General features: G+C 68.6%; 15 protein-coding genes. 10 read left to right on the top strand and 5 right to left on the bottom strand.

Translation table 11 applies throughout. From position 1 onward, the window contains the following. The gene (locus tag VE326_06475) at positions 1 to 2,562 is read left to right on the top strand and encodes a choice-of-anchor B family protein (GenBank protein HYJ32850.1); all 2,562 of its coding nucleotides are present in this window, start codon (positions 1 to 3) and stop codon (positions 2,560 to 2,562) included. Positions 2,563 to 2,565: 3 nt separating this feature from the next. Here VE326_06475 and VE326_06470 read toward each other — a convergent pair whose 3' ends face one another. The 4 genes from VE326_06470 to VE326_06455 are packed head-to-tail and all read right to left on the bottom strand — an operon-like array spanning position 2,566 to position 5,774. After that, a complete protein-coding gene (locus VE326_06470) occupies positions 2,566 to 3,492 on the bottom strand; it encodes an MlaD family protein (protein ID HYJ32849.1) in 927 nt (308 codons plus the stop codon). A 13-nt stretch (positions 3,493 to 3,505) separates the two neighbouring features. Continuing rightward, positions 3,506 to 4,306: an ATP-binding cassette domain-containing protein gene (locus VE326_06465; GenBank protein ID HYJ32848.1), complete on the bottom strand. Its 801-nt coding sequence runs from the start codon at positions 4,304 to 4,306 to the stop codon at positions 3,506 to 3,508. A 6-nt stretch (positions 4,307 to 4,312) separates the two neighbouring features. Next, a complete protein-coding gene (locus VE326_06460; protein ID HYJ32847.1) occupies positions 4,313 to 5,092 on the bottom strand; it encodes an ABC transporter permease in 780 nt (259 codons plus the stop codon). Between the two features lie 28 nt (positions 5,093 to 5,120). Further along, positions 5,121 to 5,774 carry a sterol desaturase family protein gene (locus VE326_06455; GenBank protein HYJ32846.1) on the bottom strand — a complete coding sequence of 218 codons (654 nt, stop codon included), beginning with the start codon at positions 5,772 to 5,774 and terminating at the stop codon, positions 5,121 to 5,123. A 123-nt stretch (positions 5,775 to 5,897) separates the two neighbouring features. Here VE326_06455 and VE326_06450 point away from each other — a divergent pair, with 123 nt between their 5' ends. From VE326_06450 to VE326_06415, 8 genes are all read left to right on the top strand, one after another. Further along, on the top strand, positions 5,898 to 6,590 hold the full coding sequence (locus VE326_06450; protein ID HYJ32845.1) for a 7-carboxy-7-deazaguanine synthase QueE: 693 nt from the start codon (positions 5,898 to 5,900) through the stop codon (positions 6,588 to 6,590). 19 nt (positions 6,591 to 6,609) lie between these two features. Then, positions 6,610 to 6,978, top strand: a complete 369-nt coding sequence (queD, locus tag VE326_06445) for a 6-carboxytetrahydropterin synthase QueD (protein ID HYJ32844.1) — start codon at positions 6,610 to 6,612, stop codon at positions 6,976 to 6,978. Positions 6,979 to 7,138: 160 nt separating this feature from the next. Beyond that, positions 7,139 to 7,831, top strand: coding sequence for a cytochrome c oxidase subunit II (locus VE326_06440; GenBank protein HYJ32843.1), 693 nt, complete (start codon positions 7,139 to 7,141; stop codon positions 7,829 to 7,831). After that, positions 7,828 to 9,573 carry a cbb3-type cytochrome c oxidase subunit I gene (locus tag VE326_06435; protein HYJ32842.1) on the top strand — a complete coding sequence of 582 codons (1,746 nt, stop codon included), beginning with the start codon at positions 7,828 to 7,830 and terminating at the stop codon, positions 9,571 to 9,573. The genes VE326_06440 and VE326_06435 overlap by 4 nt, the downstream gene beginning before the upstream one ends. Next, entirely contained in the window at positions 9,570 to 10,166 is a 597-nt protein-coding gene (locus VE326_06430) for a cytochrome c oxidase subunit 3 (GenBank protein ID HYJ32841.1), read from the top strand. Before VE326_06435 ends, VE326_06430 begins: the two co-directional genes overlap by 4 nt. A gap of 16 nt (positions 10,167 to 10,182) precedes the next feature. Beyond that, a complete protein-coding gene (locus VE326_06425; protein ID HYJ32840.1) occupies positions 10,183 to 10,479 on the top strand; it encodes a cytochrome C oxidase subunit IV family protein in 297 nt (98 codons plus the stop codon). A gap of 7 nt (positions 10,480 to 10,486) precedes the next feature. Next, a complete protein-coding gene (locus VE326_06420; GenBank protein ID HYJ32839.1) occupies positions 10,487 to 11,089 on the top strand; it encodes a cytochrome c oxidase subunit 3 in 603 nt (200 codons plus the stop codon). Continuing rightward, positions 11,080 to 11,295 carry a hypothetical protein gene (locus tag VE326_06415; protein HYJ32838.1) on the top strand — a complete coding sequence of 72 codons (216 nt, stop codon included), beginning with the start codon at positions 11,080 to 11,082 and terminating at the stop codon, positions 11,293 to 11,295. Before VE326_06420 ends, VE326_06415 begins: the two co-directional genes overlap by 10 nt. Here VE326_06415 and hemG read toward each other — a convergent pair. After that, entirely contained in the window at positions 11,276 to 12,661 is a 1,386-nt protein-coding gene (hemG, locus tag VE326_06410; protein ID HYJ32837.1) for a protoporphyrinogen oxidase, read from the bottom strand. The two genes, VE326_06415 and hemG, sit on opposite strands and share 20 nt — an antisense overlap. A 47-nt stretch (positions 12,662 to 12,708) precedes the next feature. Between hemG and VE326_06405 the strand changes: the two genes are divergently transcribed. Continuing rightward, positions 12,709 to 14,298 carry a hypothetical protein gene (locus VE326_06405; GenBank protein ID HYJ32836.1) on the top strand — a complete coding sequence of 530 codons (1,590 nt, stop codon included), beginning with the start codon at positions 12,709 to 12,711 and terminating at the stop codon, positions 14,296 to 14,298. Positions 14,299 to 14,376 lie beyond the last annotated feature (78 nt).

The raw sequence follows: 14,376 nt of genomic DNA, 5'->3' as shown, positions 1-14,376 counted from the left end.
ATGGTCCGTCGAGCCCTCCTCGCGGTGTTCCTCGCCGCGCCCCTGATCGCGCCGCTACGGCCGTCCCCGGCCATGGCTTCCGCCGTGTCCCGGAACGTCCAGCTCCTCGCCCACCTGAACAGCTACACGCGCTACTCCGCCTGTACCGCCTATGTCGCGCCGGATGGGCGCGAGTACGCCGTGCTCGGCACCGAAACCGGAACGTCGATCGTGAACGTGACGAATCCGTCGGCGCCCTACGAGGTGGGGTTCATCCCGGGGCTCACCTCCTGGTGGCGCGAGATGAAGCAGTACCGGACCTGGCTCTACGTCTCGACCGAGGCCGTCGGCGGCGGCATCCAGATCATCCGGATGACCGACCCCGAGCACCCCGTGCTCGCGAACACCTACACGACGGCGTTCAACCGGGAGCACACGGTCACCGTCGACACCACGCGCGCGCTCCTCATCCTGAACGGCACGCGCGCGACCAACACGATGACCGGCATGCACGTCATGTCGCTCGCCGATCCTGAAAACCCCGTCGACCTCGCCTCCTACACCAAGGATTACGTGCACGACTCGTGGGTGCGCGGCACGCGGCTTCACGCCTTCTGCATCTCGAGCAACACGGTCCGGATCTTCGATCTGAGCAATCCGTCGGCGCCGGTCGAGCAGTCCTCCTGGAGCTACCTGAACGCCAAGTCGCACAGCGGCGAGACCTCCAAGGACGGGCGCTATCTCTACGTCTGCGACGAGGTGAACTACTCGACGATGAAGGTCTTCGACCTCCAGGACCTCCAGGCCCACCCACTCCTGTACGAGACCACCGTGAACCCGCTCTCGATCGTGCACAACGTGCACGTGAAGCAGGACACCGCGTTCGTCGCCTGGTACACCGAGGGAGTGCGCCTGTTCGACATCGCCGATCCGACGCTGCCGGCGCAGTTCGGGTGGTACGACACCTACCCCTCGTACTCCGGAGGCTTCCACGGCGTATGGGAAGTCGCGTGCGGGTTTCCGTCGGGGACCTTCATCGCGAGCGACATCGAGAGCGGGCTCTGGGTCTTCCGCGCGGTCCGGAACTACGGCATCGTCAAGGTGCGCGCGCGGGACACCGGGGGATCGCCGCTGACCGGCGTCGACGTCGTCCACGTGGAAACGCCCGAGGACTCCACGCAAACCGGCATGACCGGCGGCGCGCGGATCGCGCTGGCGCCGGGCGCGAGCACCCTGCGGCTGTCGAAATTCGGCTACGAGACGGCGTTCGTCAGCGACAACGTGACGGTCGGGAGCCGGGACAGCTTCGTGGTCGCGATGAAGCGGGTGGCGGCCACCGCGCTCACGGGCGTGGTGCGGCGGGAAGGGGACGCGGCGGCGATTCAGGACGCGGCGATCACGCTCGAGGGCACGCCGCTCTCGGCGGCCACGGTCTCGACGGGGATCTACAACCTCGCCGGCGTGCCGCGGGGAAACTACGTCGTGAGCGCCTACCGTCCCGGATTCGCCCCCGCCTCCCGGCTGACCTCGGCCGAGCCCGGCGTGACGCGGACCGTGGATTTCAAGCTGCTCCCGGCCGCCTGGTACGACTCCTGTGACACCGACCGGGGGTGGAGCCTTGCCGACGCCGACGACAACGCGTCGGCCGGCCGGTGGGAGCGCGCGATTCCGAACGGCACGACCGGACAGAACGCGCCGAGGCTTCCGCTGGCGCCGGGCGCCACTCCGGGCGGAGACCGCCTGGCCTCGGGCGCCGCGCCGGGTCGCGGCACCCCGCTTCAGGACGCGCAGCACGACGAGCCGGCCGAGGGCATCCTCACGGTGGGCCCGGTCGCCCCGGGCGTGGACGCCACGACGGGAACGGGGACGGGCTACTGCTTCGTCACCGGGAACGGCCCGGCCGGCGGCGACCCCGCGGCCACGGACGTGGACGGCGGCAAGACCACACTGACCACGCCGCCGATCGACCTGAGCGCCATGACCGAGCCGACGCTCTCCTGGTCGCGGTGGTTCCACATGAACACCCCCGGCGAGCCCGACTCGCTCGTGATCCAGATCACGCGCGACGGCCAGACCTGGGTCACCGTCCGTTCGCTGATCGAGAGCCACCCTGCGTGGCAGCGGGACGTGATCCGCGTGAAAGACTACATCGCGCCCAGCGCCGCGGTGCGCGTCCGCTTCATCGCGCAGGACCAGCCCCCCGCCGACGGCGTCGTGGAGGCGGCCGTGGACGACTTCATGGCCTACGACGCCGCGCTCCAACCGGCCAGCGTGGACGACACGACCGGGACCACGTCGAACGCGCCGCCCGTGGCGCTGGAATCGCCGCGGCCCAATCCCGCGTCGCGGGAGGCGTCGGTGACGCTGCGGCTGCGGTCGGCGGGCCCGGTGCGGGTCGGCGTATTCAATGCCGCGGGCCGGAGGGTGGCCACGCTGTTCGATGGGAACGCGCCGGCCGGTCCCCTGGCGTTACGGTGGAATGGTCGCGACCAGCGCGGCCACGAGACCGGAAGCGGCATCTACTGGATCCGCGCGGAAGCCGCAGGAGAGAAGCGAACGACGAGGCTGGTGTGGGTGCGGTGAGGTCTAGAACAGGCTGAACTTGAAGTACTTCTTGGGGTCCTTTTCGATCTCCGCCATCAGCCGCTTCATCGAGCCCATCAGCGCTTTCGTATCCTCGTACAGCGTCGAGTCGGCCATCAGCTTGCCCATCGACCCTTTGCCCGACTCCATCAGCGCCATCACGGAATCCATCCGCGCCGTGCTCGAGGCGAGATTCCGGTGCAGCTCGCCGTTGTTCATGAGCTGCGCCAGCGTGCCCTCGCCGTGCTGCATCCGCCAGGAGAGGCTGTCGAAGGAGGCGGCCAGCGCCATCAGGCGGTCGGCCACGCGCGACTGGGTCTGGTTCATGCGCGAGGCCAGCTCGCTCGCGTTCCGGCTCATCGCGACCAGATTGTCGTAGAGCTTCTCGTCGCGCGCCAGGCGTCCCAGCGTTCCCTGTCCGTTCGAGAAGCCCCGCGTGGCGGCGTTCAGGTTGGCCAGGATCACCTCCACGCTGTCCGCCATCCCCTTCGCCTGGCTGAGCAGCACCTGGGGGTCGGTGATGATGGCGGGGCGGATCTCCTCGTCGCTCGCGATCACCGGGAGCGTCTCGTTTCCCGCGTCGAGCGCAATGTAGAGCTCGGAGAGGAATCCCACCGTCGTGATGCGCGCGGTCGCGCCCTGGTGGAGGCGCGAGCGGGTGCCGTCCTTCACGCCCATCACGACCTTCACGATGTTGGTGCTGTCGCCCAGCTCGATCCGGCGCACGGTGCCGACCGGCACGCCGTTCAGCCGGACGGGGGAGCCGGTCTCCAGCCCGCCGACGTTGGCGAAGTGGACCGTGATCTCCTCCTCCTTCCCGAACTTGAAGCTTCCCGACTGGAAGGTGGCCCAGAGGATCAGGGCGAGCGCGATCAGCGACAGGATCCCGACCTGGAGCTTCATGAAGGGCACCTGCCCGGTTCGCTTCACGCCATTCCTCCCGTCACTGGAGCGCCGTGGGCCGCGGGGTCCCTGGAACCGCGACGACACGCTGCGTCGCGGCCAGGACCGCCTTGCGGAACGGAGCCAGGAATTCGTTGATGAACGGCTCGTTGGTGTGGGCCAGGTCGGACGGGGTGCCCTCGAACACGAGCCGCCCCTCGTTCAACACCGCCATGGTGTTCGCCACCTTGAAGGCATCGGCGATGTCGTGGGTCACCATGATCGACGTCTTCTTCATGCGGTCGCGCAGCTCCACGATCAGGTCGGTGATCCGCTCCGCGCTCTGCGGATCGAGCCCGGTTGTCGGCTCGTCGTAGAGGAGGATATTCGGATCGCGGGCCGCGAGCGCCCGCGCGATCGCCACACGCCGCTGCATTCCGCCCGAGAGCTGATCGGGCATCCGGTCGATCAGGTCCGGATCGAGCCCCACCAGCTGGAGGTGCGACCGAACCGTCCCTTCCAGCTCCTCATCCGGGACTTTGTCGTGCTCGATCAGGGAAAACGCCACGTTCTCACCCACGGTCATCGAGTCGAAAAGCGCCCCCTGCTGAAACACCATTCCCACGCGCTGGCGGACCTGGCGGAGCCGCTTCTCGCTCATCCGCGTGATGTCCTCGTTGTCGATCCGAATTTCTCCCGCGTCGGGCCGCGCCAGCCCCAGCAGCAGCCGGAGCGTCGTGCTCTTCCCCGAGCCGGACGGGCCCAGGATGACGGTCGTCGCCCCCTGGGGCACATCGAAGGTGATGTCCCGGAGAATCGGCCGTCCATCGATCGAGTAGTCGACATGCTGGAACGAGATCATCAGAACTCACCAACCCAGGATTCGAAACACGAGCCGCGTGCAGACGCCGTCGGCGACCAGAATCCCCACCGAGGAGATCACGACCGACTCGGTGGTCGAGACGCCCACGCCCTTGGCGCCCCCCGCCGACCGGAACCCGCGCCAGCAGGCCACCGTCGCGATCATCACGGCGAAGACGAACGGCTTGATCATGCCGACCATCACGTTCTTGGGCGTCAGGTACTTGAGCACCCCCGAATAATACGACTCGACGGGCAGGTGGTACTGGAGTCCCACGAACCCGCCGCCCACCACCGCCAGCGCGTCCCCGATGATCACGAGCACGGGGAGCGCGATCAGGAGCGCCGCCACACGAGGCACGACCAGCCGCTTCATCGGATTCGAGCCGAACGCGATCAGCGCATCGAGCTGGTCGCTGGATCGCATCGCCCCGAGCTCCGCGGTGATCCCGGCCGACATGCGCGAGGCTACCACCATCCCCGTGAGCACCGGTCCCAGCGCGCGCACCACCGAGATCACCATGAAGTGCCCGAGCTGCGACTTGGCTCCCGTGTTCGCCAGCTCGCGCACCAGCTGGATCGCCAGCGCCTGGCCCGCCACCGCGGCGGACACGACCACGATCAGGAGCGAGCCGACCAGGGCGAAGTGGAGCTGGCTCAAGAACTCGCGCCCGTAGTACGGAGGCGTGAAGGTCGCCCGGATCGCCTCCCAGGCAAACAGCACGAAGTCCTGGACGACCTCCACCATGCGGCGCAGCCGCTCGACAATCGCCGCGATCAGATTCACGGCGTCCTGCCGGCTCGCCGCGGAGGCGTCAGCGGCCCTTCGGTTTGGTGCCGAAGATGTAGTCCCAGAGAGGGGAGCTGACCCCGAACCGATGCTCGGGGGTCTTGTAGTGGTGCAGCAGGTGGTAGCGCTTCACGAACTTGAGGAAGCCCCACGTCATCGAGAGGTGGTGCTCCGCATAGTGCATCATGTCGTAGGCGATGTAGCCGGTCACGAAGCCGGCGAAGAGCGGCGCCACCCAGAGCGGGAGCCCGAGGATCGTGCCGATCAGGGTCTTGAAGAAGAGGAAGAAGAGGACCGCCAGCGGAATGCTCAGGATCGGCGGCATGACCAGGCGCGTCTTGCACTGCGGCTGCTCGTGATGGACGCCATGCACCAGGTACCACGCCCGCTTCAGGAACGGATGCTGCGGGTCCCAGTGGAACAGGTAGCGATGCAGGATGTACTCGGAGAAGGTCCAGACCAGAAGGCCCACCGCGTACATGCCGAACACCGGCCCGATGGCCCCGCCCCCCTGCTCCCGGAACGCCCGCGCCAGGAAGAAGAGAACCACCGGCACGTACAGCACGAGCACCACGACCGGGTGGATGTGGGTGAAGAACTCGAGGAAGTCGGACTTGAACAACCGGATCGGCTCGTCGCTGTGGTTGATCGGCAGATCCCCGTAGTTCGCCTTGGCCATGGTCGTCCAACCTCCGTTCCTGTTGGCGGCCGGGCATTTCCGACGGCCCGGTGTCGATTGCCGGGGATTGTACGAACGGCCACGGAGCAGGTCAATCCCCGGGGAAACCGGTAGAATCGTCCGATGCCCGCACCCGATCTGAAACCCCTTCGCGTGAACGAGATCTTCCTCTCCGTCCAGGGGGAGGGGGTCCACGTCGGCGAGCGGACCGTTTTTCTTAGACTCTACGGCTGCCCGCTCCGATGCGTCTGGTGCGATCAGCCGGAGGCGCTGGCGACCAGCGGGATCGGGCGTTTCGAGACGATGTCGCCCGATGCGGTGCTCGATCGCATCCTGCATCATCCGTCCGTTCGGCGGCTGTGCCTCACGGGAGGGGAACCGTTGATCGCCCCCGCCGAATCGCTCGGGTGGCTCCTGGGCTCGCTGCGGGAGCGGGGCTGGTGGATTTCGGTCGAGACCAGCGGCTCGCGCGTCGTGGAGCCGCTGATGGCCCTGATCGACTTCTGGACGATCTCGCCCAAGGGGGAGAGCGCGCGGACGTTCGAGGGGGATCCCGTGGAGGCGCAGCTTCCCACGCTGCGCGAGTTGATGGCGCTCCCCGAGGAGCGCCGGCAGCTCAAGTTCGTGATCCAGTCGGAGGGGGACGTGAACGACGCGGTGCGCTTCCTGGACGCCCTGGAGTACCGCGGCGCCGTCGTGCTGCAGCCCGAGCACGGAAGTGGCGACGGCCGCGCCGTGTTCGAGTGGTGGCCCTGGGACCGCTACCCCGAAGCGCGAATCATTCCGCAGACGCACAAGGCGGTGGGGCTGCGATGAGCATGAGGGAGAGGACGCGATGAGAGTCCGGCTGACCCGGGACTTCACGTTCGAAGCCGCGCACCTGCTGCCGAACGCGCCCGACGGGCACAAGTGCCGCCGCCTCCACGGCCATTCGTTTCGCATCGAGGTCACCGTAGAGGGAGAGGTGGATCCGCGCACCGGCTGGTTCCTCGACTATGCGGTGATCCGGGATGCCGTGGAGCCTCTGCGGAAGCAGCTCGACCATTACTACCTGAACGAGATCCCGGGCCTCGACAATCCCACGTCGGAACATCTCGCGGGCTGGCTCTGGGAACGACTCAAGCACTCGCTTCCGTCGCTCGCGCGCATCACGGTTCACGAGACCTGCGAAGCGCGCTGCGAGTACGAGGGCAGGTATACCTGAGTACCATTCGCAGGTATCCCTCGGCTCCATAGCGACTCCGGTCGGCATCCCCCATCCTCCCTCGAGTTAATCCCCATTAACATTCGCACCCGAGGGCTCGCCGCGCATGCACCTAATGCCTGTTGCTGCATCAAGTTACGCGGGCGATATCGACCGCGTGATGTGGGTCATCACCCTCATCGTGGGGGTCTGGTTCGTCGCGGCCGAGGGGATCCTCCTCTGGTTCACGTTCCGGTACCGCAAGAAGGACGGCGTGCGCGCGGCCTACGTGCCGGGCAAGAGCTTCCGCCAGACCGGGTGGATCCTGATCCCCTGCGTCGCCATTCTCGTGTGCGATCTGGCCATCGATGCCTTCGGCGAGCGCGTCTGGAAGACGATCAAGGAGAAGGTTCCGCCGGCGCAGCTGCAGATCGGCGTCGAGGGGCGCCAGTGGGCGTGGACGTTCACGCATCCCGGGAAGGACGGCATCCTCGGCTCGCCCGACGACATCGTCATCCCCAACGAGATCCACGTGCCGGTGGGCGAGAACGTCGCGTTCACCCTCGGCGCGGCCGACTGCCTCCACTCCTTCTGGGTTCCCGAGCTCCGCCTGAAGCAGGACGCGGTGCCGGGGCGCCATATCCAGGGCTGGTTCCGCGCGACGCGTCCCGGCAGCTACGGCGTCCTCTGCGCGGAGCTGTGCGGCGTGGCGCACGGGCTCATGCGCGGCACGCTCTACGTCGACACCGAAGCGGACTACGAGCGGTGGCTCGACTCCCGGATAGCCGCCCAGCCGGCCTCCCAGGCGGCGGCATTCCAGGCAGCTCCCACGCCGGCTCCCCAGCCGGCGCCGAAGACGGGAGGGAAGTCGTGAGCGAGGCCACGATCCTCGAGCCGCCTCTCGATCCGCCCCGGGCCGCGCCTCCGGCGGCGCATGCCGGGGCGCACGACGACGCGCCGCACGGGTTCTGGAGCACCTACTTCTTCTCGACCGATCACAAGCACATCGCCAAGCAGTACCTGCTCACCGGCCTCTGCATGGCGGTGATCGGAGGGCTGCTCGCGCACGTGATGCGGATGCACCTCGCGTTTCCGGATCGCGCGGTGCCCGGATTCGGCGAGGTGCCCGCCGGCACCTACAACGCGCTGATCACGATGCACGGCACGATCATGATCTTCTTCGTGGCGATGCCGGTGCTGCTGGGCGGCTTCGGCAATTTCCTGATCCCGCTGATGATCGGCGCGCGCGACATGGCGTTTCCGCGGCTGAACATGATGTCCTACTGGACCTTCCTCGTGAGCTGCCTGATCCTGCTCGGCTCCTTCTTCGTCCCGGGAGGCGCCTCGCCGGCGGGATGGACCGCCTATCCGCCGCTCTCGGCCAACGTGGCCTATTCCGGCGCCGCGTGGGGCGTGCCGCTCTGGATCGCCGCGGTCGCGCTCGAGTTCGTCGCCTTTCTCATGGGCGGGATCAACTTCATCACCACCGCGATCAACCTGCGCGCTCCGGGGATGAAGATGTTCGACCTGCCGATGATGGTCTGGATGCAGCTGGTCGCGAGCGTGATCTTCCTCTTCTCGGTGGGGCCGCTCGTGGCGGGCGCGGTGCTGCTCCTGCTGGACCGCGTTGCGGGCACCGGCTTCTACAACCCCGGCGCCGGCGGCGATCCGCTGCTCTACCAGCACCTCTTCTGGTTCTTCGGCCATCCCGAGGTCTACGTCATCCTCCTCCCGGGACTCGGCATCGTCGCGGAGATCCTCCCCGTCTTTGCGCGGAAGCCGCTCTTCGGCTACCGGATGGTGGTGTACGCCACGCTCGCCACGGGCGTTCTCTCGTTCATCGTGTGGGCGCACCATCAGTTCGTGAGCGGGATCGACCCGCGCCTGGCGAGCGCGTTCAGCATCACGACGATCCTGATCTCGGTCCCCGTGGCGATCACGATGTTCGCCTTCGTCGCGACCCTCTGGAGAGGAGCGATCGAGCTCAAGGCGGCGATGCTCTTCGCGATCGGGATGGTCGGCGTCTTCTTCTGGGGCGGGGTGACCGGGATCATCAACGGCTCGGCGGCCGCCGACATCTACGTGCACGACACCTACTTCGTGGTGGCCCATTTCCACTACGCCCTGATCCCGCCGGTCTTCTTCTCCCTGTTTGCCGGGATCTACTACTGGTACCCGAAGATGTTCGGCCGGATGCTGAACGAGACGCTGGGGAAGATCCACTTCTGGGGGACCTTCCTCTTCGTGAACGTCACCTTCATGCCGATGTTCGGCCTGGGGCTGCGCGGCTATCCGCGCCGCACGTTCGATCCGCGCGTCTTCGCGCACCTCGGAGACCTGCACCCGCTCCAGCTGGCCGCGACCCTCGGCACGATCGGGCTCCTCCTCTTCCAGATCCCGTTCGTGCTCAACTTTTTCGGGAGCCTGCGCTTCGGCGCGGTCGCGGGGAAAAACCCCTGGCGCGCGAACACGCTCGAGTGGACCGTGCCGTCGCCGCCGGGGCACGGCAATTTCGAGGGGACGCCGGTCGTCTACCGCGGCCCCTACGAGTACAGCGCCCCGGGGCGCGACGCCGACTGGTTCCCGCAAGACGTCGCGCCGGGGAGACCGCTGTGAGCCGGGCCGCCGCGCACGCCGCCGCGCCGCGGCGCCACGACCTCATCCGGTCGACCGGAATCTCGACGGGACGGCTGGCGATCTGGTGGTTCCTCGGATCGGAGGTCGTGATCTTCGGCGGGCTGATCGTCTGCTACGTGCTCTTCCGCCTGCGCCACCCGGAGTGGGGCGCCCTGGCGCGCCACACGGTCAGGCCCGCCGGCGCGTTCAACACGCTGGTGCTCCTCACCTCCAGCCTGTTCATGGTCCTCGCGCACGCGGCGGTGGAGCACGGCGATCTCAAGCGGGCCTCGCGGCACATGCTCGGGACGATCGCTCTCGGCGGGGTGTTCCTGGGCGTGAAAGCCTTCGAATACGGCCACGAGATGTCTATGGGCTTCACCCCGGTGAGCGGCCTCTTCTGGTCCTTCTACTACGCGCTCACGGGGCTCCACGCCCTGCATGTCACGGGCGGGCTCTTCGCGATCCTGGCGATACGGCAGATGGTGGCACGCCGGAGCGACACGCACCGCGTGGAATTGGTCGGCATCTACTGGCACTTCGTGGACGTGGTCTGGATCTTCCTGTTCCCGCTGTTGTACCTGGCCAACTGAGGAGAGCGCCCGCGCGATGACCCATACGATTCCGGCGCCGGAGCGGCGCCACCCCAACTACGTGGCGATCTGGGGCGTGCTGATGGGTGCTTTGATCCTGTCGCTGCTCCTCGCCTACCTCCGCCACGCCCAGCTCGCGGCGCTCCTCATCTGGCTCGTCGCGATCGTGAAGGCCTCGCTCGTGATCGCCTTCTACATGCACCTCAAGTTCGAGCCCGCGCACGTCGTGGCGATCCTGGTCGCGGGGGTGCTCGCGCTCGCCATCCTCTTCTTCGGCCTCTTCCCGGACATCGTCCGTGTCTACGGCGGCTAGCGCTTCCATGGCTCGCGGCGCCACGCGCACGCTGACCCCCGTCGACCGCGCGGTCGAGACCGGGGTCATCGGCATGACCCTGTTCCTCTTCACGGAGGCGATGTTCTTCGCCGCGCTGGTCAGCGCCCACGTGGTGCTCCGCGCCGGGCAGCCCTCCTGGCCCCCGGCGGGACAGCCGCGGCTGCCGATGGGCCTCACGCTGGCGAACACGGTGGTCCTTCTCTTGAGCGGTGCTTCGGTGATCCGCGCGAGCGCCTCGTTCCCCGACCGGATGGGTGCGGCGACGCGCGCGATCGGCGCCGGCGCGGCCCTGGGCGTGGTCTTCCTCGCCGTGCAGGGACTGGAGTGGGCGCGCCTCACCGCCTTCGGCCTGACGACGACGTCGGGGATTTACGGGGCGACCTTCTACGCCCTGGTCGTGGCGCACGCGATCCACGTGCTCGCGGCGCTGATCGTGCTGCTCGTCGCGTCCCGGAAGATGGCGCGGGCCGCGCGCGAGGGACGTCCCGACGATGCCCGGGTCGCGTTCACGCTCTCCCGCATGTTCTGGCTCTTCGTGGTGGGGGTCTGGCCGGTGCTCTACGCCGTGGTGTACGAGCCGTGGCGTTGACGGCAGTGCTGGCGATGCTGGCGAAGGCGGCGCTCGCGGTGGCGCACGCGTCGTTCTTCCGGCTGCTTCCCGCGGCTTGCGCTTTCTGTGCCTCGTCGTCCTCGACCAACAAGGCCGCCTACATCGGGACGACGCTGCTTCTGCTGGGCCTCCCCGTGGGAATGCTCTCTGCGCTGATCGTCTGGCTCATCCGCCGGGCGCGCTGACGACGCGCGCCGCGATCCGCTCCGCGTCCTCCGTCAGCGAGGCGACCGACACCCCCCGATAGCCGTTTCCCGCGAGGAGCAGTCCCCGGTTCGCCGCCAGGCGGCGGTCCAGGTCGGCCAGGAGCGCCATGTGTCCGACCGCGTATTGGGGAATGGAGGCGTCCTGCCGGATCACCCAGGTCCGCTCGGGGCCGCTCGCCAGCCCGTGCGTCTTGTCCAGCGCCCCCATCGCAAGCCCCGCGAGATCGGCGTCGCTCCGCGTGAGGAGATCGGGCCGGTCCGCGCCGCCCATGATGACCCGCACCATCGTCTGCCCCTCGGGCGCGCGTCCGGGAAACAGGTTCGACTCGAAGAGTGCGCCCAGGATCGGCAGATCCTCGCCGGGCACGACCAGGTAGCCGTAGCCGTCCGGCGGCGTGCGGAAGCGGTCGTTCCGGAAGGCGAGCCCGACCACGGCCACCCCCGCGGGCTCGATCGTCCCGAGGAGCTTGGCGAGCTCGGCGTCGAGCGGGCGCAGGAGCGCCGCCGCCGCCCGCGCGGAGATCGCGAGCACGACCGAATCGGCCTCGAGCCGGTCGCCGCTCGCCATCCGCACGACGTAGCCCGTCCCGTTCCGTTCCAGCGCCAGCGCCGGCGTGGCGAGCCGAACCGCATCGCCCAGCCGTGCCGCCAGGGCGTCGGTCAGCGATTCGAGGCCGCGCGTGAAGCTCCAGAGGGCGCGTCCCCCCGGCCCCGCGGCGCGGCCGGCGCCCCCGGCGCCTCCCTTTTTGGACCGCGCCATCATCGCCACCACCAGCGAACGGTGGCTCCGCTCCATCTCGCGCATCACGGGGAAGGCGGCGTCCACCGAGAGCCGCTTCGAATTTCCGGCGAAGACGCCGCGCACCACGGCGCCGATCAGGACGCTCGCCGCCTCCTCGCCGATGTGCCGCACGGCGTAGTCGTGGACGCTCTCCTCCTTCTTCACGCGATTGGCGAAGAAGGGCTCCATCGCGACGCGCAGCCGCGAAGCGGGGGAGAGGCCGGTGAAGCCGAAGAAGGCGGCCGGGTTCAGCGGAAGGCGGTGGAGGCGGCCGCCGCGCCAGATGTAGCGGCGGGCCGCGTCGGTGCTGCCCAGCACCCGCTGGTCGGCGAGGCCCACCGATTCGGCCAGCCGCCACGCCGCGTTGTGCGTTCCCTGGACGGCGTTGGCCGCCCACTCGACCAGGTAGCCGTCTTCGCGCGTCGAGCGGATCCGCCCGCCCGCGCGCGGCCCCGCCTCCAGCACGGTCAGCTCGAGCGACTCGGCGCGGCGCGCCGCTTCGGCGCGAATGGCCCACGCCGCGGAGAGACCCGCGATTCCTCCGCCGATGATGACGACGCGCATGCGCGGATACTAGCGTTCCGCGCCGGAAGGCCCTAGTGTTCTGAGGCATGCCTCTGACCCGCTGGTCCCTTCGCCGCGCCGCCGCACTCGCCCTGTGTGCGGCGTTTCTCGCGCCGTCGCCGCCGTCCGGAAGGAGCACGCCGCCCGGGAAGCCTTCGCCGCCGCCCGGAAGGTCGACCCCGGCGGCCCTGCTCGCCGCCCAGCTCAAGGCCGCGATCTCCGGTTCTCCGGCTCCCGCGCCGGGGAAGTGCATCGAGATCCAGTACGAGGGAGTCCTGGAGCTGGAAGGGCACTTCCGCACCCCGGGCGAGAAGCAGCCGTATCGATCGCGGCAGCGCTTCCTGTCGAACGGCCAAGGGGCGGTGCGTCTGGACTGGACCACGTGGATCCAGGGGGATTCGGCCGGCGGGCCGGAAAGCTGGATGCTCTTGCCGGCCGGCGCCGGCGGGACGCTCCTCTACCGCTCCGCCCCGGGCAGCCCGTGGCGCGAGATCGGTGCGGAGCGGCGCGAGCAGGCCCTGGCCCAGGTCACGGCAGGGTTCCCCTGGGAGGTGGCGCGAGCGGCCGGAGCGAGCGCGGCGACCGCGCGCGCGCGCGTGACCGGCGGCGGACCGGGAGGCGTCTGGTTCCTGAGCGATAACCGACCCGGGTCCGGAGCGCTCACGCTGCGGCCCATCGACGGCGCCGTGATCTCGTACATGACGACGAGGCCGCATCCCCGACTGGGCGATGTGCGGGACGGCGTCCTCTACGCCTACGGGGAACCGGGCCTCGTTCCCACCGAGATGCGCCAGATCGTCCACGAGCGCGACATGCAGTGGTCGATGGCCGAGCGCCGTGTCTCGTTCCGGACGGACGCTCCCGACTCTTTGGCGTCGCCCCCAGGCTACGACCCACCCGAGCCCGCCGACTCGATGCGGGCCGAAGTGAAGCTCGCGCCCCTGGCACCGGGGCTCTGGTCGGCGGACCTGGACGACCTCGACACGAGGACCTTGGTGGTGGAGTTCGCGGACAAGCTCGCGGTCCTCGAAGCGGCCGTCGGAAGCGAGAACGGCGAGCGGATCGCGGACGCCGCGAAGCGGCAGTTCCCGAACAAGCCGATCCGCTATTTCCTGTTCAGCCACTACCACCCGCACTACGCGGGGGGTCTCCGCGCGTTCGTGGCGGAGGGCGCGACGGTCGTCACGACGCCGGGGAACGAGCACTTCGTGCGGCAGATGTCGGACCTGGCTTTCACGCTGCACCCCGACCGGCTGGCGCGCGCCAAACGGCCCCTCTCCATGCAGACCTTCGCCAAGCGCTTCGACCTGGCCGACTCCACCAATCGGCTGGTCGCCGTGAACATCGGGCCGCGCTCCGACCACACGAACGAGTTCGTGGTCTTCTGGTTTCCAAAGCAGCGGATGCTGTTCGAGACGGAGCAGGGTTGGGTCACGGTGGACGGGAAGACGCGCGCCAGCCGCCGCGCCGAGCGCTTCCTGAAGGCACTGGATGACGAGGGGCTCGCGGCCGACCGCATCGTGCAGTCGTGGCCGATGCGGGGAAATCCTGCGATGCTCACGCGGGTCGAGCTGGATTCGTTGGTGACGTTACGAGGAAGAACCCTGCCGCAGGCCACGGCGGGTGTGAAGCCGTAGGACTAGCTCACCCTTCGGAACGTCAGAATACCGGACAACTTTTTACCGCCGCTAGCGGCGGTGAATCTCGTTTACGCA

The sequence above is a fragment of the Candidatus Binatia bacterium genome (assembly GCA_035631035.1).
Taxonomy (GTDB): Bacteria; Eisenbacteria; RBG-16-71-46; order SZUA-252; family SZUA-252; genus DASQJL01.
Note: the sequence above shows the minus strand (reverse complement) of the source record. Positions and strands in the feature narration are given on the sequence as shown.

Excerpts from the sequence above, each read along its gene's own strand:
- VE326_06475 (HYJ32850.1), top strand. The coding sequence starts at position 1 with ATGGTCCGTCGAGCCCTCCTCGCGGTGTTCCTCGCCGCGCCCCTGATC.
- VE326_06465 (HYJ32848.1), bottom strand. The coding sequence starts at position 4,306 with ATGATCTCGTTCCAGCATGTCGACTACTCGATCGATGGACGGCCGATT.
- VE326_06455 (HYJ32846.1), bottom strand. The coding sequence starts at position 5,774 with ATGGCCAAGGCGAACTACGGGGATCTGCCGATCAACCACAGCGACGAG.
- VE326_06450 (HYJ32845.1), top strand. The coding sequence starts at position 5,898 with ATGCCCGCACCCGATCTGAAACCCCTTCGCGTGAACGAGATCTTCCTC.
- queD (HYJ32844.1), top strand. The coding sequence starts at position 6,610 with ATGAGAGTCCGGCTGACCCGGGACTTCACGTTCGAAGCCGCGCACCTG.
- VE326_06440 (HYJ32843.1), top strand. The coding sequence starts at position 7,139 with ATGTGGGTCATCACCCTCATCGTGGGGGTCTGGTTCGTCGCGGCCGAG.
- VE326_06425 (HYJ32840.1), top strand. The coding sequence starts at position 10,183 with ATGACCCATACGATTCCGGCGCCGGAGCGGCGCCACCCCAACTACGTG.
- VE326_06420 (HYJ32839.1), top strand. The coding sequence starts at position 10,487 with ATGGCTCGCGGCGCCACGCGCACGCTGACCCCCGTCGACCGCGCGGTC.
- hemG (HYJ32837.1), bottom strand. The coding sequence starts at position 12,661 with ATGCGCGTCGTCATCATCGGCGGAGGAATCGCGGGTCTCTCCGCGGCG.
- VE326_06405 (HYJ32836.1), top strand. The coding sequence starts at position 12,709 with ATGCCTCTGACCCGCTGGTCCCTTCGCCGCGCCGCCGCACTCGCCCTG.